This is a genomic window from Prosthecobacter algae (assembly GCF_039542385.1).
Taxonomy (GTDB): domain Bacteria; phylum Verrucomicrobiota; class Verrucomicrobiia; order Verrucomicrobiales; family Verrucomicrobiaceae; genus Prosthecobacter; species Prosthecobacter algae.
The window spans coordinates 241,124-260,430 of the sequence record NZ_BAABIA010000004.1; the positions used below are offsets into that span (position 1 = coordinate 241,124).

15 protein-coding genes, 1 tRNA gene and 1 other RNA gene are annotated in these 19,307 nt (G+C 57.3%); 12 read left to right on the plus strand and 5 right to left on the minus strand.

The features are described from left to right. Positions 1-11: 11 nt before the first annotated feature. Together cobA and ffs are read right to left on the minus strand one after the other, a co-directional pair. Entirely contained in the window at positions 12-1,541 is a 1,530-nt protein-coding gene (gene cobA / locus ABEB25_RS10945; RefSeq protein WP_345736445.1) for a uroporphyrinogen-III C-methyltransferase, read from the minus strand. A 70-nt stretch (positions 1,542-1,611) separates the two neighbouring features. Next, an RNA gene (ffs, locus tag ABEB25_RS10950) (signal recognition particle sRNA small type) lies at positions 1,612-1,706 on the minus strand. Positions 1,707-1,866: 160 nt separating this feature from the next. Here ffs and ABEB25_RS10955 point away from each other — a divergent pair. The 8 genes from ABEB25_RS10955 (at position 1,867) to ABEB25_RS10990 (ending at position 11,904) form a co-directional block, all read left to right on the plus strand. After that, entirely contained in the window at positions 1,867-2,940 is a 1,074-nt protein-coding gene (locus ABEB25_RS10955) for a hypothetical protein (protein WP_345736446.1), read from the plus strand. Positions 2,941-2,997: 57 nt separating this feature from the next. Then, positions 2,998-3,783: a hypothetical protein gene (locus ABEB25_RS10960; protein ID WP_345736447.1), complete on the plus strand. Its 786-nt coding sequence runs from the start codon at positions 2,998-3,000 to the stop codon at positions 3,781-3,783. Between the two features lie 26 nt (positions 3,784-3,809). Next, positions 3,810-4,010 carry a hypothetical protein gene (locus tag ABEB25_RS10965; RefSeq protein ID WP_345736448.1) on the plus strand — a complete coding sequence of 67 codons (201 nt, stop codon included), beginning with the start codon at positions 3,810-3,812 and terminating at the stop codon, positions 4,008-4,010. Between the two features lie 184 nt (positions 4,011-4,194). After that, positions 4,195-5,421, plus strand: coding sequence for a radical SAM/SPASM domain-containing protein (locus tag ABEB25_RS10970; RefSeq protein ID WP_345736449.1), 1,227 nt, complete (start codon positions 4,195-4,197; stop codon positions 5,419-5,421). Positions 5,422-5,503: 82 nt separating this feature from the next. Beyond that, positions 5,504-6,148: an NAD(P)H-dependent oxidoreductase gene (locus tag ABEB25_RS10975; protein ID WP_345736450.1), complete on the plus strand. Its 645-nt coding sequence runs from the start codon at positions 5,504-5,506 to the stop codon at positions 6,146-6,148. A 61-nt stretch (positions 6,149-6,209) separates the two neighbouring features. After that, complete coding sequence (locus tag ABEB25_RS10980) at positions 6,210-7,358, plus strand: alpha/beta hydrolase (RefSeq protein ID WP_345736451.1); 1,149 nt, start codon at positions 6,210-6,212, stop codon at positions 7,356-7,358. Positions 7,359-7,439: 81 nt separating this feature from the next. After that, entirely contained in the window at positions 7,440-10,787 is a 3,348-nt protein-coding gene (locus ABEB25_RS10985) for a 3-keto-alpha-glucoside-1,2-lyase-like domain-containing protein (protein ID WP_345736452.1), read from the plus strand. 109 nt (positions 10,788-10,896) lie between these two features. Further along, entirely contained in the window at positions 10,897-11,904 is a 1,008-nt protein-coding gene (locus tag ABEB25_RS10990) for a polyamine ABC transporter substrate-binding protein (RefSeq protein ID WP_345736453.1), read from the plus strand. 15 nt (positions 11,905-11,919) lie between these two features. On the opposite strand, the gene ABEB25_RS10995 is transcribed toward ABEB25_RS10990, so the two are convergent. Together ABEB25_RS10995 and ABEB25_RS11000 are read right to left on the minus strand one after the other, a co-directional pair. After that, positions 11,920-12,735 (minus strand): FAD:protein FMN transferase, encoded by an 816-nt coding sequence (locus ABEB25_RS10995; RefSeq protein WP_345736454.1) that lies wholly within the window; start codon positions 12,733-12,735, stop codon positions 11,920-11,922. Positions 12,736-12,764: 29 nt separating this feature from the next. Further along, complete coding sequence (locus ABEB25_RS11000; RefSeq protein WP_345736455.1) at positions 12,765-14,492, minus strand: flippase activity-associated protein Agl23; 1,728 nt, start codon at positions 14,490-14,492, stop codon at positions 12,765-12,767. A 258-nt stretch (positions 14,493-14,750) separates the two neighbouring features. On the opposite strand from ABEB25_RS11000, the gene ABEB25_RS11005 reads away from it, so the two are divergent. Both ABEB25_RS11005 and ABEB25_RS11010 read left to right on the plus strand, forming a co-directional pair. After that, positions 14,751-14,825 (plus strand) — tRNA-Gly (locus ABEB25_RS11005). A 52-nt stretch (positions 14,826-14,877) separates the two neighbouring features. Next, positions 14,878-15,726, plus strand: coding sequence for a 50S ribosomal protein L11 methyltransferase (locus ABEB25_RS11010; protein ID WP_345736456.1), 849 nt, complete (start codon positions 14,878-14,880; stop codon positions 15,724-15,726). Between the two features lie 14 nt (positions 15,727-15,740). Here the strand turns inward: ABEB25_RS11010 and ABEB25_RS11015 are convergent, their stop codons facing one another. Continuing rightward, the gene (locus tag ABEB25_RS11015; protein WP_345736457.1) at positions 15,741-16,202 is read right to left on the minus strand and encodes a deoxycytidylate deaminase; all 462 of its coding nucleotides are present in this window, start codon (positions 16,200-16,202) and stop codon (positions 15,741-15,743) included. A 549-nt stretch (positions 16,203-16,751) separates the two neighbouring features. Between ABEB25_RS11015 and ABEB25_RS11020 the strand changes: the two genes are divergently transcribed. Both ABEB25_RS11020 and ABEB25_RS11025 read left to right on the plus strand, forming a co-directional pair. Next, positions 16,752-18,521 (plus strand): hypothetical protein, encoded by a 1,770-nt coding sequence (locus ABEB25_RS11020; protein ID WP_345736458.1) that lies wholly within the window; start codon positions 16,752-16,754, stop codon positions 18,519-18,521. 50 nt (positions 18,522-18,571) lie between these two features. Then, complete coding sequence (locus tag ABEB25_RS11025) at positions 18,572-19,297, plus strand: polysaccharide biosynthesis/export family protein (RefSeq protein ID WP_345736459.1); 726 nt, start codon at positions 18,572-18,574, stop codon at positions 19,295-19,297. Positions 19,298-19,307 lie beyond the last annotated feature (10 nt).

Consider the following 19,307-nt stretch of genomic DNA (forward strand, 5'->3'; position numbering starts at 1 on the left):
AAAACGAATGGCTACTTCAATGCTTCCAACACGGCCTCGACAAGACCAGGAATGGTATTGGCCTTGGCCTCCACATCCACTGTCAGGCCGCGTTTACGGGCTGCCTCGGAGGTGATGGGGCCGATGCTGGCCACCTGGATGCCGGCGGGCAGGGGAATGTTCAGGTCTAGGAAACATTCCACCGTGCTGGCACTGGTAAAGGTGATCATGTCGGCACCTTCGTTCACCAGCCGGGCGATGGCTTCCAGATTGTCATCCTTCTCGGGGACCGTGCGATAGGCGATGGCCTCATCCACGATGGCTCCCAGGCCGGTGAGTTCGTTGGCGATGACCTCGCGGGTTTCCTCGCCGCGCACCCACAGCACATTGACGTTTTCCATGTTTTGGAAGTCCTTGAGGGCGGCCACCAGGCCTTCAGCCACAAAATTCTTTTCCGGCATCAGATCAACGGCCAGGTGGTGTTCCTTCACTTTTTCTGCCGTGCCTGGTCCCACAACGGCAATGCGGACTCCTCCGATGCTGCGGGCATCGTTGTAGATCTTGTAAAACATTTTGAAGAACGCATCCACCGCATTGGGGCTTGTGAAAATCAGCCATTCATAGGTGTGGCAATCCTGCACCAGTTCACCAAAGGCCATTAGGTTATGCGGCTCCTCAATGCGGATGGTCGGCAGTTCGATGACATCTGCGCCGAGGGTGCGCAGCTTTTTGCTCAGCACGCCGATCTGCTGCCGGGTGCGGGTGACCACCACGCGTTTGCCAAAAAGAGGACGGTTTTCAAACCAGTTGATGTTTTTGCGCTCCTTCACCACATCGCCAACGACGGCTACTGCGGGGGCCTTAAAGCCTGCCTCTTTGACCTTGGCGGCCATGGTCCCCAGGGTGGCAATGAGCGTCTGCTGGCGACCGTGCGTGGCCCAGCGGACCAAGGCCATGGGCGTTTCAGGATCGGCTCCGTTCTCGATGAATTTCCCGGTGATTTCTTCCATGCGTTCGACGCCCATGAGAAACACCTTGGTGCCGTCTGCTTTCGCCAGCTTGGCATAATCCAGGCTGGTTTCTTCCTTGGTCGGGTCTTCGTGGCCGGTGAAAATGGTGAGCTGGCTGGCGTGGTCGCGGTGGGTCACCGGAATGCCTGCATAAGCCGGGCCTGCGATAGCACTGGTGATGCCGGGCACGATTTCAAAAAGCACACCGGCTTCGGCCAGTTCGGCCGCTTCTTCCGCCCCGCGCCCAAAGAGAACTGGGTCACCGCCCTTGAGCCGTGTCACCACTTTGCCCTCACGGGTCAACTTGACGATCAGTTCATTGATCTGGTCCTGCGTCAGAGTGTGGTCTTTGGCCTTTTTCCCCACATAAATGCGTTCGGTGCCAGGGCGTGCATAGCGCAGGAACTCTGGGTTGCAGAGGTAATCATAGACCAGGACATCGGCGGCCTCGATGCATTCTTTGCCCTTGATCGTTAGCAGGCCGGGATCGCCAGGGCCGGCGCCGACAAGGTAACAGATGCCTGGGGAGGAAGGGGCGGATGATTTCGACATGATTGGGAAAGGGCTACGACTGTGGCGAGCCTGCCGCACATGGCAACTCCCGCTCAATCGTGGAGCAAAGGAGTGTCAGGGAACCGCAGCATGGACAGGCATGCTGCCGTTGCTTCCGTCAGGACCTGGCGGGATTCACAAGCTGGACATCCGCGGCCCCTGACACATTTGGATTAGTGCAGAGAAAGCACTTCGACAAGCGGCAAAAATGAAGTTTCTCGGATAAAAATCACACGAAATCACCAGATGTGAAAAATGGTGTTGTCGAAAAAGCACAGATTCGGTAGAAGACGGGACTTAATTCACATTTCCCAACAACAATATCATGGTCTGGAAGATTCTATCTGCACTCACCGCTGCCTGCCTCGCAGGTGCCGCCTACTTCGCATGGTCCAATCAAGCGGACTTGAAAAACGAGCGGACCCGCCTTGCTGCGGCCAATGCCAACCTCAAGGCAGCCCAGGAGCGCAAAACTGAAGGTGACGCTGCCCTCAAAGTGAAGCAGGAGGCTTTGATCGCCGCTCAGAAAGACCGTGACACGGCACGCGAAGAAGTGCTGAAGCTGACGGCTGAGGCTCAGGAAAAAGAAGCCGCTCTCGCAGTGATCAAAGGCAATCTCGATCAGGTCTCCTCCCAGGTGACTTCGGTGGAAAAGCAGATTGATGACGCAGGCGACATCGAAAAACTGGTGGCCCAGATCGAAAAGCTCAAAAAAGAACAGCAGGATGCTGAAGGTGCGGTGGCCAATCAGAGCCAGCGCGTCGCTGCTGCCAAAGAGCAATATGATTATGTGGTCAGCCAGATGACCAAGCTGCGCGACACCGAGGCCCAGGGCCGCAAAGGTGTGGTGGCTCCGGATTTCACCGCCCGCATCGCTCAATACTTCCCTGAGTGGGATTTCGCCATCCTGACCAAGGGCAATTCCCAGGGCGTCTTTGCCAATGCCGACCTCGAAGTGAAGCGTGGCCGTCAGGTCATCGCCAAGCTCAAGGTTCGTAACGTCGAGCAGAATGGTTCCATCGCTGACCTCATTCCAGGAACTCTGGCCAAAGGTGATGCCATCCGCACCGGTGATGTGGTGGTCGCTGCTGCCAAGCAGAGCGTCGAAGATGACAAGAAGAGCAACACCCCTACACCTGCCACTCCGACAGGCGAAGCCACCCCTGCGGCTCCTCCTGCCGCTCCGATGAATTCCGATCCCTTCGGTGCCCCTGCTGCTCCAGCCGCACCTGCAGCCCCGATGAATTCGGATCCCTTTGGTGCACCAGCCGCTCCAGCAGCGCCAGCCGCCCCGATGAATTCCGATCCTTTCGGTGCACCTGCAGCCCCAGCCGCTCCCGCAACCCCAGCGGCTCCCGCGACCGATCCTTTTGCTCCCGCTCCTGCTCCTGCCAATTAAGAACTGGGTTTCTGGTTTTACAGTCACCCCTCAGGCCACTTTTTTTACTCCTCCCCAATGACCAAAGTCCTCTTCATCCTCAGCGCGGTCGTCATCCTCGTTGCCTCTTTCTTTGCCTATCAGAATGGCCGGGCCTTCGTCGATGTTCGTCAGAGCGTCTCGACCACCAATGTTAAATTGCAGAGCGAGCTGAATGCCGCGACCGCCATCGTCAAACAAGTCACCGATGTTTCCAACAACGTGGACGCAGTGAAGCAGGAAATCGATGTCGAGGCCGAAAAGGTCAAATCCCAGAAGCTGAAGATCACCCAGGCTGACAATGACACCAAGCGCACCCAGGAAGACCTGAACACCCGCAACAAGAAGCTGGATGAGCTCAAAACCAAGCTGGCCAAGCTTCCTCAGGGCGTGAAGCCAGAAACCCTGGAAGAAGACAAGAACAACATCAAGAAGGCCGTTGCTGAACTCCAGGTCGCTGCAGAACTGAAAAAGAAGGAAGTGGACGCCGAAGAAGTGAAGGTGGTCGAAGCCCGCAAAGGCCTGGACGATCTCGTTCGCAAGATCGAAGACCGCAAAAAATCCTTTGAGCGCAATGGCCTCACCGCCCAGGTGGTCGCCGTGAACAGCGACTGGGGTTTTGTGGTGGTGAATGCCGGCCAGAGCAAAGGCATCACCGAAGCAACCAAACTGCTGGTTACCCGTGGCACCCAGACCGTGGGCAAGCTGAGCATTGTCTCCATCCAGGGAAATCGCACGATTGCCAACATCCTGCCTGATACACTGGCTGAAGGAATGACCATCGCCCCTGGTGACCGCGTCATTTTGGAAAACCTGTATCAGTAATTGAAAAACGTGCGTAGTTTGAGTTCATGAACCCCCGTTTCATCCTTCAGACTCTGCTCGCACTGGCCATGGTCCAGGTGCTTGCATCTTGTTCTTCTTCGGACAAGCCCAAACGCCGCGAGCGGGTTCCCCCTCCGGCCGTGGGCGACAGCAGCCTGCCCTGGAACCGGCCACCCAAGTGGGAAGGCAACGCCCGCTACGGCTCCATGATGCCGCAGAGCCGCTAAGCCTCACCCAAGATCCCTTTTCAAAAGGCAGCCTTTCCCGGCTGCCTTTTGTCTTTTAGGCCTTAAGGTAGGGCCATCGTTCCGGGCCGGGGGCGAGACGAAATTCATGCAATTGCCGTCATGAACCTGTGCCGTTGCAGCGTTACCTCTGCCTGTTCCCATTTCTGTTCGTATTCCTCTTCAGATGATTTTTTCTCTTACCTCCCGCATGCTGCGCACCGTGGACCCGAAATGTCTCACGAAGATCGCCTGGAACTTTGGTTACAAAGGCGCGCGTTCAGTTCTGCTTTTCAAAAAGCGCATGGAGCAGGGGACTTACTTCCCGCCGTTTCTCTACATCTCCATTCTGAATTCCTGCAACCTGCGCTGCCAAGGCTGCTGGGTGGATGTGGACAAGCCTCGAGAGGCGATCAGCTTGGATGAGCTCAACAAGATCATCAACGACGCCAAGAAGCATGGGAATGCCTTTTTCGGCCTTCTGGGCGGGGAGCCCTTCATGCATCCAGAACTCCTGGATCTTCTGGCGATGCATCCGGATTGTTACTTCCAGATCTTTACCAACGGCCAGTTCATCACGGCGAAGACGGCCGAGGTCTTGCGCAAGCTGGGCAATGCCACGCCTCTCGTCAGTGTGGAGGGCAACAGCACAGTAAGTGATGAGCGTCGCGGTAAAAAGGATGTGCTGAACAAGACCCTTCGCGGCCTGCAAAACTGCCTGGATGCCAAGCTCATGACCGGGGTGGCCACCAGTCTTTGCCAGACCAACATCCATGACCTGCTCACCCGCGAGTGGCTGCAAAAGCTCATTGATATGGGCGTCCACTACACCTGGTACCACACCTACCGGCCCGTGGGCCCGAAGATCAATGACCAACTGGCGCTGACTCCGGAGCAGATCACCCAGGTACGCCGTTTCGTCACCAGCATGCGGGCTGAGATGCCCATCGCCATTGTGGATGCCTACTACGATCACAACGGCAAGGCGCTCTGCCCCATGGCCACGGGGATCAGCCACCACATCGGGCCCACCGGTGGTCTGGAGCCCTGCCCAATCATCCAGTTTGCCACGGAAAACATCCGCACCGACCGCGACATTTTTGATGTCTTCAATGAGTCCGGCTTTCTCAAGGATTTCCGTGAAACGGCCGCCCAGCATACCCGTGGCTGCATCGTGCTGGAGCGCCCGGACTTGGTCAAAAACCTGGCCCTCAAGCATGGGGCGAAGGACACGACCATCCGCCAGACTGCCATGGCCGAGATTGAGGCCATGACGCCCCGCACCAGCCAGTGGCGCGAAGAGGAGGAGATCCCCGAAAAACACTGGATGTACAAAATTGCCAAACGTTACTTTTACCACGATTTCGGCGTGTATAAGCAGCTCGACCCGAAGGCGCATTCTCCCGGAGTTTAAGTGCAGCCAGATTGAAGAATGCTTTTTGGCAAGACTTCCTGTTTGACCTGTGAAGGGCAGCAGGCACAGACCTGAATATCTCATGAGCACCCCGTCCGACATCCTTTCCGCCCTCAACTGGCGCTATGCCTGCAAGGTTTTTGATCCCGCCAAAAAGATCCCAGCAGACCTTTGGCAGACCCTTGAGGATTCGTTGGTGCTCACGCCCTCCAGCTTCGGGCTGCAGCCTTGGAAATTCATCGTCATCCAGGATGCTTCATTGAGGGAGCGGCTGGTGCCGCATGCGTGGAATCAGCGCCAGGTGGCGGATTCCTCCCACCTCGTCGTCATGGCCGTGCCGAAAGTGATGCCCGAATCGCACATTGATGCCAACCTCATGCGCATGGCCGAGGTGCGCGGTGGCACGCCGGATGCGCTCATGGGTTTTCGCAAGATGCTGACCGGGTTCCGTGATGGCATGGAGGCTCAAGGCGGGCTGGAACAGTGGGCCAAACTCCAGTCCTACATTGCCCTGGGGCAGTTCATGCTGGCCGCTGCGCTGCACGGTGTGGATACCTGCCCGATGGAAGGTTTTGTGCCTGCCAAGTTTGATGAAATTCTAGGCCTGGATGTCCAGGGCTGGACCACGGCCGTGCTTTGCCCGGCTGGTTACCGTCATTCAGATGACCGTTATGCCAGCCTTCCGAAGGTGCGCTTTGAACCGGCTGTCGTGATCGAGCATCGCTGATTGGCAAATGGGGCCTGAGTTTTTTGAAACCGGCTTTGCCTGAGGCGCGCATTCTCAGCCGATGTTGCGTCTTACCCTGGCCATCTTCAGCCTGTTGCTCCCGCTGCCCCTGCTGGTCACATTCCAAACATTGTGGTTTTGGAAGGCGACGCTCATCGTCGGGGAGTATGGTCATCGTCTGGCCGTTCTGACGGCCTTGCTGGCCATCGGGTGCTGGCGGGGCAAGGAGGTGCTGGCGACCGTTCTGGCCAGCACAGCGACCCTTGTTTTGCTGACCCCGCTGCTGACGGCTCTGTTGCTGGCCAGGGATCTTCCTGCCCAGATGACGGCAGCCTTTGGTCATGCCGAATCGGGGGCACCCCTTTCGTTGAAAGACCTTTTGTTAGGCTTCGGCGCAGCCCGCGTGACTCCCACTGAACATCGGTTGCCCGATACGGATGCCGGAGTTTCTAGGCGGCTGCTCCTTTTCCCGGCAGCTTCAGACCAGCCTCAGCCAGCGCCGATCATTTTCGTCATCCACGGCGGGGGCTGGCAAAATGGCTCCGCCGAGGAATTTCCTGAATGGAGCAGCCAATGGGCGGCGGAAGGGTATGCCGTGGTCTCGTTGGAGTATCGTCTGGCTCCGAAATGGACTTGGCCCGCGCCTCTGGAAGATGTCAGGGATGCCCTGGCGTATGTGAAGGCTCACGCGGAGGAATGGCATGTGGATGCCAGCCGCATCGTATTGCTGGGCCGCAGCGCGGGTGGCCAGATCGCCACCGCTGCAGCCGTGCAGTTGCGGGATCCGGCGATCCGTGGCGTGATCAGCCTCTATGCGCCAGCGGACATGGTTTTTGCCCGTCGTTTTGCGGATCCTGAGGACGTGCTGGATTCCTTCAAGCTCATCCGCCAATACATGGGTGGAGAGCCTGAGGCTCTGCCGGAGCTTTATCAGTCCGCCTCGGCCACGTTGACGGCAGACGCGGCCTGTCCTCCCGTGCTGCTGATACATGGGCAGCGCGACATTCTGGTGTGGCAGTTGCAAAGTCGGCGTCTGGCTGAGCATTTGCGGCAGAAAGGGGTGGCGCATCATTTCCTGGACCTGCCCTGGGCCACTCATGCCCTTGATTATCCTCTGTATGGACCCAGTTCCCAATTGCTCCGCTATGCCATGCGCAGCTTTCTAAAGTCCCGGTTAGGCCAGGCTGCGGAGGCTCGATTGCCGAATTAGACACATCTTTTGCCGTGGGTTTTGGTGAAAGATGACGTTTCAAATATCGCAACCACGCACGCCGCTGTGCCTCCAACCACCATGAAACTGACCGTATTATTGACCCTCGCCCTGGGTGCCTTCGGACTCTCTGCAGTCCACGCCCAGGAAGGATTTCATCCTTTGTTCAACGGCAAGGACCTCACTGGCTGGGAGGGCAATCCTGAACTGTGGACCGTCGAAGACGGCTGCATCACTGGCAAGACCACCGGGCCCGAACAGCTCGCCTACAATCAGTTTCTCATCTGGCGTGGTGGCGAAGTGAAAAACTTCGAACTCCGCGTACAGGTGAAGGTCACCGGCAACAACACGGGCATCCAATACCGCAGCAAGGAGCTGACCGAAGTGGGCAAATGGTCCATCGGGGGTTATCAGTGCGACATCCATCCCGCCGCGCCTAACAATGCGATGGTGTATGAGGAGCGCGGGCGCGGCATCATCTGCCAGAATGGCCAGAGCGTGGTGATTGATCCTCAGGGGGGCAAGTGGCTGGTGGCCGAGCGCGATCCCGTGGCCGCCGATGTGGCCCAGTGGAATGAGTACACCGTCATCGCTCAGGGAAACCACCTCATCCACAAGCTCAATGGCAAAGTCACCATTGACCTCGTGGATCATGAGGAAAAGGCGCTGTCCCTGGCTGGTCTGCTGGCTTTCCAGATTCATCGTGGCCCAGCCATGCAGGTTCAAATCAAGGACGTGATGTTCAAAGAGCTGCCTGAGGGCGGCAAGCTTTCCTTTGCGAAGGCAGACATTCCCAATGATGCGCAGAGAATCGAAAAACCTGCGGCAGCGGCCAAGAAAGGTCCTCCCGCCAAAGGCAAAGGCAAAGGTGCTGGCAAGGACAAAGCAGCGGCAGCACCAGCCAAGGCACGTCGGCCCGATGCCGTCGGCCCTGCCATCGGTGAAAACAAGGCGACCCCCGTGGCCCGGATCAAGGCCGCCAAAGACTTCAAGGTGGAGCTTTTGTACTCCGTTCCAGGTGGTGAGCAGGGCTCCTGGGTGGCCCTCTGCAATGACGACAAGGGGCGCATTTACGTGAGTGACCAGTATGGCGATCTTTATCGCTTTGCCCCTCCTGCGGTCGGCCAGGTGCTGAAGCCTGAGGACGTGCAGAAGGTGCCAGTCAACATTCGTGCGATCAACGGCATGGTCTTTGCCTTTGGCGCTCTTTACGCTGGTGTGAACGACTACGAGCAGAAGACCCAGAGCGGTCTCTACCGCATTTCCGACAGCGATGCGGACGACCAACTGGACAAGGTGGAGCTGCTGCGCGCCTTTGATTCCAAGAGCGACCACGGCGTGCATGCCGTGCTGCCCACGCCGGATGGCAAGGCCCTTTATCTCATCACGGGCAACAATGCCGTGCTCAACGAAGGCCCGATCACCGGCACGCCCGCAAGTTCTCCTGTGCCGAAAGTTTGGGGGGACGATCATCTGCTGCCACGCATGCCGGATGGCCGTGGTCACAACCGTCATGTGCTGGCCCCAGGCGGCATCATCTACCGCGTGTCCCTGGACGGTAAGCAGTTTGAGATCTTTGCCTCCGGCTTCCGCAACATCTATGACGCGGGCCTCAACAGCGATGGTGAACTGTTCACCTATGATGCGGACATGGAGTATGATTTTAACACGCCGTGGTACCGCCCGACCCGTGTGAATCACGTCGTCAGCGGTGGTGAGTATGGCTGGCGCAACGGGGCAGGGAAGTATCCTGAGTTCTACGCGGACAATCTGCCGGCCACGCTGAATATTGGCCCAGGTTCCCCCACCGGTACCACTTTTGGTTATGGGGCAAAGTTTCCTGCCAAGTACCAGAAGGCCTATTACATCATGGACTGGAGCTGGGGGAAACTCTATGCCGTGCATCTGAAGGAAGACGGCTCTACCTACAGCGCGGTCAAAGAAGACTTTATCACAGGCTCGCCGCTGCCGCTGACGGATGCCATCGTTCATCCGAAAGATGGCGCCATGTACTTTGCCATCGGTGGTCGCCGTGTGCAGTCGGGTCTTTACCGGGTCACTTACGTGGGCAGTGAGGACACTTCCCCTGTGGACATGACGGCCAAGACCACGCCTGAACGTAGCCTGCGTCATCAGCTTGAGGCCTATCACGGCAAGCAGGACCCCAAAGCGGTGGCAGCAGCCTGGCCGTATTTGAACCACAAGGACCGTTTTATCCGCACCGCTGCACGCGTGGTCCTGGAGCACCAGCCCGTGGCTGAGTGGGAAGCCAAGGCTCTCGCAGAGTCCGATGCTGGTCGCCAATTGGAAGCCTTGCTGGCCCTGGCTCATGTGACGGGCAGCAGTGTGGGGCACCGCCCGGAAGGTGCGGCGATCAACACCGCCAGCCGTGATAAGATGTTGGCGGCTATGCTGAAGCTCGACTGGGCCAGCCTCTCTGCTGAACAGCGTCTCACTTACGTGCGCCTCACCCAGATCATCCTCCATCGTTTTGGCAATCCGGATCAGTCCACCGTGGACGCCATCATTGCCAAACTGGATCCTGCTTTTCCAGCCGAGAGCTTTGAGCTGAACTGGCTCCTGTGCGAAACCCTGGCCTATCTCCAGGCACCGAACACTGCCGCCAAAGGCATGGCCCTCATTGCCGCGGCAGACAGCCAGGAGCCCCAGATGGAATTCGCCCGCAGCCTCCGCATGCTGAAAGCAGGCTGGACGCCGGAGCTGCGCACGGCCCAGCTCGAGTGGTTCCTGAAAGCGGCCAACTACAAGGGAGGCGCGAGCTTTGACAAATTCATCGAGTTCATCCGCAATGACAGCCTCGCCACCTTTACGGAGGCGGAGAAGACCCAGCTCGCTGCCCTCATCGCCAAAAAGCCGGAGCGCAAATCCGCCATCGAAAACGTCGGTGCCATGCTGGTCGGCCGCACGCCCACCATGTGGACCTTGGAGGAACTCAGCGCTGCCACGAAGACTGGCATGAAGGGCCGGGACTTCGACAATGGTCGCAAAATGTTTGGCGCTGCCGCCTGCTATGCCTGCCACCGTTTTGGCAATGCCGGCGGCATGAATGGACCTGACCTCACCGGTGCCGGCGGACGTTACAGCCCGCACGATCTGCTGGATCAAATCATCAATCCAAGCAAGGAGATCAACGAGCAGTTTGCCCCCATCGTGGTCACCAAGAACAATGGTGAAGTGTTCAGCGGCGTGGTGGTCAATCTCAGCGGTGACAGCGTCACTCTGAACACGGACCTCAGCGACCCCAACCAGCGTACCAATGTGGACCGCAAAGAGGTGAAAAGCATCGAGCCGAGCAAGGTTTCCCCAATGCCTCCGATGCTGCTGGCCATGCTGAAGAAGGAAGAGATTCTCGACCTCCTCGCCTACGTCCTCAGCGGTGGGGACAAGGCGAACGCGATGTTCAAATAACAGGCTGCATTTTAGGGCTGCACCCTCGGGCGATACCGGGCGGTGCAGCCCTTTTTTTGTTTTGCATGCATTCGCTTGCCGTCGGGCGTGGACCGCGTTTCATCCCAGGATGATGAAGTTGTTCCTATTCCTGATCGCGGCGCTGCCTCTGGCCGCAGCCGAGACTCTGCATGTTTATACCTGGGCCGACTATGTCTCGCCTGAGGTTGTGGAGAAGTTCGAAGAGAAGCATGGCTGCAAGGTGGTGGTGGACACCTTTGATTCGAATGAGGCAATGTTTGCCAAGCTGAAGGCGGGCGCTTCCGGTTACGATGTGATCTTTCCCACCAGCTACATGATCCAGGTGATGGAGACGGAGAGCATGCTGCTGGATCTCGACAGCACCCTGCTGCCTAACATGAAGCATGTCGATCCATCGGTCCTGGAAAAGATCCATGACCGCCGCATGAAACGCAGTGTGCCCTACACGGTGGGCTATGCCATCCTGGCCTGCCGCAAGGACAAGCTGCCCGCAGATCCAGACACTTGGAAGGTCTTTGAGCACCAGTCCCTGGCTGGCCGCATGACGCTGCTGGATGACATGCGCGAGACCATCGGTGCCGCGCTGAAAAGCCTGGGCTACAGCATCAATACACGCGATGAAAAACAGCTTCAGGAAGCCCGTAACGTGTTGCTGAAATGGAAGCCCAACATCGCCAAATTTGACAACGAAGGTTACAAGGCGGGGCTCGACTCGGGCGAGTTCCTGCTCGTTCATGGTTATAGCGGCGACCTTTTTCAGGTGGCCCAGGAGAACAGCAAAGTCCGCCTGCTGATTCCCCAGCAGGGGGTGACGATGAGCTGCGATGAGATGGTGATTCCAAAGACGGCTCAGCAGCCAGCCCTGGCCCATGCCTTCATCAACTTCCTTCTCGAACCTGACATCGCGGCGGAGAACATGGAGTGGATGGGCTACCTTTGCCCCAACCTGGAAGCGCTGAAAAAAGTGAGCCCGGAGTTCCTGCAAAATCCGGCGGTGACCATTCCGGAAGACATCAAGGCCAGGAGCGAAGTCATCCAGGATCTGGGGGCAGATCTGGCGAAGTACACCCGTGTCTGGGATGCCGTGAAGAAGTGACCTCTGCGGGGAGGCTCAAATCTCCAGCCACTCGACTTCGGGACAGCGTTCGCACAGTGTCCTGATCTCGTCAGGGCTCATCACCATGAAGGCGGTGGAAAGGGCGTCCGAAAGCGCCGCGGTGGGGGCCAGGGCATAGCTGCGTTTCCCCTGGATGGGCACGGGCGTCAGCGTGCGCGGATTCATGATGTGGGCCCCTTTGACCATGAAGCCGCTGCCGCTGAGGGCGCGGTCCTTCAGCTTCCTCTCCTGGGATTCATCCGCCAGTGTGACCGCCCAGGTTTCTTCGCCTTCGGGGCTTTCCAGGGCCAGCAGCGTGCTGTCTCCCGCATTCAAAAAAGCACGGGTGATGCTCCAGTCCTGCAGTACCTGCACGGCCTGGTCCAGCGCATAGCCTTTGCCCACGGCTCCCAGGTCGAAAATCATGTGGTCTGCCAGCACCCGAACGAGGAATCCCTCTTCACAAAGTTCAAACAACTGGCTGCCGACGCTGTCGCGGGCGAGTGCCAAGCGCTCTGCCTCCGGCTCCACCAGATTACCCTCGGCATTGCGCCAGAGATGCATCAGCGGACCGATGGTGATGTCAAAGGCTCCGTCGGTTTCCTCATGCACGGTTTTGGCCAGGCTGAGGCAGTCCCATGCCGCCAGGGAAACGGACACGCATTCCCCAGCGCGCAACTGGTTCAGCCGCGCCACATCACTCCCTGGGCGGAAGCGGCTCAGCTCATCCTCAAGACGGTCGATTTCCGCAAAGACTGCCTGGGCTGCCTGGGCTGCATAGACCGCATCCACATCCCCTTGGGCAATGATGACCTCAAAAGTGGTGGCCATCGCATCATGTGAGAAACGATGGTACTCCATCATGGTCGCAGGTTGAGACTGCCGGGGAATGCAGGCAGGGTGGGAGAAAAGGAGGGCGGCAGGGAGATGGTGCCCTCTGGGGGGCTCATGGAAGGGGCTGGGGCTGCCGGCGATGGGGCAGCAGGAGGTATCTCTGGCACTTTCACCGGCTCCGGGGCTGCTTTGCGCAGGAAGACGGTCAGGATGATGCCGGGGCGCAGGCCGTAGGGGTAGTGTTCGCTGTATTCACCGGCTTGGATCTTGGACTTCACCTCATCGTAAAACTCAGTGTCGGCCACGATCACATCGGCATCCAAAGCCGCAGGCACCTTGTCCTGATAGCCCACATTTTTCCAAGTGCGCCAGTACCAGGGCAGGGGCCAGCCTGCATCCCGGGTGATGACCTGGATTTTGGTCTCGCCTTTGCGGGTAGCCACATAGGTTTTCACCTCGCCCATCATTTTCAGCAGGCTCTTCTGCGTGTGCGAGTAGGCATAGGGATTGCGGGGATCCGCCGAATATTCAAACTGCGGGTTCTGATGCGTGCCTGTCAGCCGGATGGACTGGTCGCACAGGTGATACAGGCCCGCTGCGAGAGCGAGGTTGAAGAGCATCCGTATCACCCGGCCTGGCACCGCTGTCCAAATCGCCATGGCACCGACACCTGCGAGCAGGGTGAGCGAATGCTGGACGCTGAGGATGGACCATGGAGTCTTGTAGCTGAGCACGGAATAGCCGCCCAGCAGCACCAGGCTGTAAACGGAGAGGAAGACCAGAAAGGCCTGTTTTCCGGTGTTTTTAAACTCACCGACCACCGAATATCCCATGCCGATGACGGCCAGGCCCACGATGAGCGCCTCCGACCAGACCAGGGTATCTTTGTGCCAGACCAGCAGCATCAGGTAATAATGCCAGGGCTTTTCATGGCCGCTGCCCCCGCTGCGCTCCAGGTAGCTGATGTAGGTGGTGAAGCTGTCGGCGACGCCATGCCAGTCACGGAAGCCATTGGAAAAGGCGGCCACAGAAACCAAAATGGCAGGCAGCACCACCCACAGCCAGGGACGTGCGGGTCTGTTTTTGGTACGGGATGGCCCCAGGCTCATGCTGTTGCCTTTGCGAGGGGTGAACTCACCCACCAGGGCGCGGGCCACAAACCAACCCACCAGGGCTGCTCCGACATTGAGGACAAAGGTTTCCTTCGTCGCATGCTGAAAGCCTAGCGCACAGCCCCCGAGAATCAGCCATAGCCGGCTTCCCCCCTGGGAGTAACGCCAGAAGCAGCCCAAGGTCAGCGAAACCAGCAGCACCAGCAGCATCTCCATGATGAAGTAGCGGCTGTAATAAACCATCATGGGGGAAACCGCCGTCAGCAGCATGGCCACCACCGTGCCATAGCGCCCCAGGGCATCGGCAAACAGCAGCACCGTCATCAGGACACCGAGTCCGCAGAGGGCCGCCACCATTCGCAGATTGGCCTCCGTCCAGGTGTCCGGGGAAGCCCAGCCCGCCAATTTGCCCCAGAGAATGCTCACCTGATGGAGTGCCGGACCATGAAAGTCCTTCGGGTCATACTGAAAATGGCCGCTGTTCCAGAATTCCCCCAGCTTGATACCCAGGATCGCCTCATCGGTGTGCATGGGGCGAAAGCCCAGGCTGTAGGCACGATAAAAGTAGGCCAAGCCGAAGGCTAGCGCCACGAGGAGGATGAAGCTGAGCAACGATAAGGTGACTTCTTTGCGTGGGGCCATGTGCCCCTATGATGGCGGCTCTCAGCCTGCGTGCCAGTAGGAATATTAGCTGGAGAGTCCAAGTCGGCGGCATTCCCGGTCGTTTTCGGCCCTTCCTTTAATAGTTGAGGAGTCCATGAACACGCAAAACGACCCAAAAGGGCCGAAAACAGGGGCTGAAACAACAATTCGAGGTCAAAAAGACGAAAAAAACGCAAAAAGATGCATTTTCATCTTGCATGCCTCAGGATCTGATCCATACTCACAGCCCAGCAAAAAGCGGGTGTAGCTCAGTGGTAGAGCACTTCCTTGCCAAGGAAGATGTCGCGCGTTCGAATCGCGTCACCCGCTCCAGTTCTAACTAATAAGGAACTGGAAGGCACCCTCAGCCAATTTCCTTATTTTCATGTTCGTTTGGTCCAAGCTGTCGTCGGAAAAATGGAGCGATGCCTGGGAGGAACGTTTCGCAGGCAATACCGCCCTGAATTTGGTCATCACCACCGTCCCTGGGCGAACCACGATCCGCGTGGAAGCCTACGCGGAGAAGCGCAAGGAAGTCCTGGCTGTGCAGAAAATGTTTGGCGGCAGCGTCCGTGAAATTAAAAACCGCAACTGGGCAGCCCTTTCTGCTGGTGCCATGCCCCCGATTCAGGTGCGAGGCAAACTGGTCATTTGCAGTGCCCGAACAGCAGCCGAGCTCAAAAAAGCCCAGTCGGAGCACGCGGGAAAAGAAGTCATCGGCATCCCTGCGGACATGGCTTTCGGAACAGGACACCATGCCACGACGGCCACTGTGCTGCGCATGCTGGTGGATGCGGCGGCACCCCTTCAGGGACGTCCTTGGAAAATGGCCGATCTGGGCTGCGGGAGCGGCATCCTCGCCATCGCCGCTGCCAAACTCAGAGCCACGAAAATTTGGGGCTGCGATTTTGACCCCAAGGCTGTGGAAGTCTCTGTGGACAATGCCAAGCGCAATGGCACCCCGGACATCAAGTTTACCGAAACCGACATTCTGAAGTGGAAGGCCCGCGAGCAATACGACATCGTCATTGCCAATATCTTTTACGACATCCTAGAAGCGGGGTTTCCCCAGATCGTCCGCGCTGTGAAGCCTGGCGGCACACTCATGGTTTCTGGCATTTTAAAAACCCAGGCCACCCCGTGCCTGGCCGTGGCCACCGCCTTGGGAATCCGTTGGGAGCGCATCGTCACCCGAGGCAAGTGGGTGTCAGCCACCGGTATTTTGCCCGCCTGAAAGCCGAAGGGCGATCAGCCCGGTGACTGGTCGAAAGGGGAAACCACCTGAGGATAGTCGGTCAGTTGAACCAGTTGAATGCTGTAACGACTGGCAATCGCATCGGCCTCGGATTCCGGGTAGTCATCGCGATAATAGACTTCCTTGATGCCGTAGGCGCAGAGCATCTGCATGCAACTCGTGCAGGGTTTGGTCGTGCAGGCCACCAGCTTCACATTGCCACGGGTAAACAGGCTGCACAGATTCACCTCCGCATGGAGCATGTATTTGCGGCGGTCATCGCGGTCGATCCAAAATTCTGGATCAGCGTTGTAGCCGGGGGCCAAACCGTTGTAGGCGGTGCCAATGACGCGGTTGTCATAATCAATGGCCACGGCCCCGACCTTGCGAAAGGGATCCTCAGATCGCAGGCTGGCAACGTGGGCCAGTGCCATCGCGTATTCAGGGATCGTCAGTCGGGTCTTGGAATTTGGCATGGGCAGACAGAGCCGAAACGCCCAAAAGCGTCAACGAAGAAGGCATGATTTGAAATAAATGTGACTACTGTTCAAATGATTTATTGCATGTGTGTTCAAAAGAACTATTTCTTTAAATACTTAATGCTTATGAACCAACAGCGTCACAATAAGATCTCCCGTCTCATTCGCCATCTCAAGCAAGTGATCCATACGGATAATGGATCGCTCGTTCGTCGTCGGGATTTGCTGTCAAGCCGTCAGGGAGACATACAGCTCGAGCTCGACTTTGGCGATACGCGGGGTGCGCTTGCCCGCCAGCGATGGCTGGAAGGGGGTGTCGTCGAATCCTCAGTATTGCATTAAACCTGATTAAAGAATGAAAAATCAGGAAATTTCCCTGAGGCTCAATGCGTTTGAATCGGGCTCCAAGTGGTAAAAAAGTGACATTTGAAACATTCTCTTCGCTTCAAAGGTCGTTTTTAGGATAGACAAGCGGCACCACAGTTGCTTTTATCACTTTTTAGCGAATCGGAATTTATCCCCCCAATCTCCGCCTTTCCCTCACGTATGACAGCCTGCACACCCCATTCTCACCGCTCTTTGTTGATCGCCATCGCATTAGGCGGCGTGCAGTTGATGGGACTTTCTTCCGCTTTGGCTCAGTATGGTGCCTCCCCCACACAGACTGGCCTGTTTTTCGACGACCTTCGTGCCCGCCAAAAGGCAGAGCGTGCGGCCACGAATTCAGGCACTCGTGATGGCGATGTGACCTATGATTACAAGAGTGGCGTTTATCGCTCCAACGAAGAGGAAGGCATGGGGCAGCGCTCCACCGACTACCAGGCCGCCCGTGAGATCGCCCGTCCTTCTGTCCGCAGCGGTGGTGCAGCCTATTCTGCCCGCACAGTGGGTGATTACACCAACTACGCTGGCCAGTACACATCGCCGACAGGCTTCTTCGCGCCGACCTACGTTTCAGATCCATTCCTGAACGGTCGCCGCAACGTGAAGGTGGGGCCCATCAACGTCGGTTTTGGCCTCTACCAGGGTTTTGAATACAACGACAACGTCAATCGCTCGGGCACTAACCCGCAGTCGGATGTCATCAGCACCACTTTGCTGAACATTGATGCCAATTATCAGGTCACCCAAAACAACCGCCTGTCCATTTCGACGGCCATTGGCTTTGACCATTACTTCGACAATCCCGATCTCGCCCCCTATGGCGGCGGCGATTTTGTGCTGAACGTGCTTCCGGGCAGCACCATCGCCTTTGATATCAAGGCCGGCCCAGTGTTCATCACAGTCTATAACCGCACTTCTGTCCGTCCGGCTGTCCGCAATGACTTCGCTTTGACCCAAAACCAAGTGTTCGGAGTGTTTCAGAATGACACAGGGGTTGCTGCCAACTGGCGCATCAACTCCGATTGGACACTGGCCCTTAACTACATGCATTCTTTTGCCGATCCTCTTGAGGAAGCTGAAGAAGGCACCGTGGACGCCGTCAATGACTCCCAGAACTTTGGCCGCACCACAGATTCCCTTCACGGTTCCCTCAGCTACAGCCCCACGGGTAGCTGGGTGGCTGGCGTCGAAGGTGGTATCACTAGCCTCCTTTACAATGGTGGCTTCAACAACGACGGCACGCTCAGCAACTTCGGCAGCTTCTTTGTTCTGCCAGTGGGGGACACCACCTACATCCGTCTGGCGGCTGGCTACCAGAACTTCGACTTTGAAGATGTCCGCTTCGCCAAAGGTTCAACGCAATTCCCACGAATTGGCGGCATCCCTCTGACCAACGAAGACAACAATGACCTCAGTGACTTCTACTACGGCGTAACCATCAGCAATCAGTTGAATTCCCGCGTCAGCCAGTCCCTGTCCTTTGGTCATGAGTCTTCCCTGAACGTGACTTCGAACTTCATCACCTCTGACTACATCAACTATGGCCTTTCGGTCATCGCCTGGAAAGGTAGCCGCATCTCCCTCAGCGGTTATTATGAAGACGCTGAAGCTTCTGGCGGTGCCTATGCTCAGGACCTTAGCCAGTATGGTCTCGACTTCCACGTCGCCCATCGCTTGTCCTCTAAAATCAGTCTCGGTGCTGGTTATCACTTTGGCCGCACCAATTCAAATGCCGCTGGTGAATTTGCAAGCTTCGGCAACTTCGATCAGCACGCGTTTAACTTTGACCTGACGTATGTGCTTTCGCCGAAGTGCAATGTGTCCCTGGGGTATCGGTACTACATCACTGATGTCACCTCTGGAGCTCCAGGCTTCAATAACCAGGACTTTGAGCAGAACCGCGTCATTCTAGGCGTCAATTACAACTTCTGATCTGTTTCGGGCTGTATTTCTCGCCCGTTCGATTCTTTTATCTGACTGCCATGTCTGTTTTTCGCACCTGCGCTTTTCTTCTCTTCACTTCCGCCAGCTTTTCTCTGGCGCAGGATCCGGGCTTTCGTGAACTTGACGAGCGCCGTGCTGCTACGCCGACACCAGCCCCGACCGGGGACGTCGCTCGTTCTGCTGCCGTTCTCAATTCGATGGATGTCCTTGATGACACCCAAATCATCGAGTCTGGAGATCTTATCAGCATGCGCGTGGTGGAAGATCGCCGTGAACCTCAGCAAATGCGCGTGGGTGCCACGGGAGAAGTGACGGCTCCGCATATTGGTCTCGTCAAAGCTGCTGGTCGCACCTGCCGCCAGCTTGCTTTTGAAGTGAAGCGCCGTCTCGAGCAGAACTACTACAATTCCGCTACCGTCGTGGTGTCCATTGACCTTAAGCGTCAGGACGATCCAAATGCTCGCGTGCGTTACGGCAGCTCCGAGATCGATTTCTTCACGGTTTATGGCCAAGTGCTCCGCCAGGGCAAGTATGAGCTTCCTCAAGACGAAGACATCACTATCAGCCAGGCCATCCTTCGTGCGGGTGGCTTTGCGCAGTTTGCCAATCCTCAGAAGGTCAAGCTGGTGCGCAAGACCGCCCAAGGCAACAAGACCATTCTAGTGAATCTGGACAGCATCATGCGCCAGGGAAACCTCGACTACGACGTTTACCTCCGCAAAAACGATGTGATCATCGTGGACGAGAAAAAAGTGAACTTTTAAGGCCCTCGCT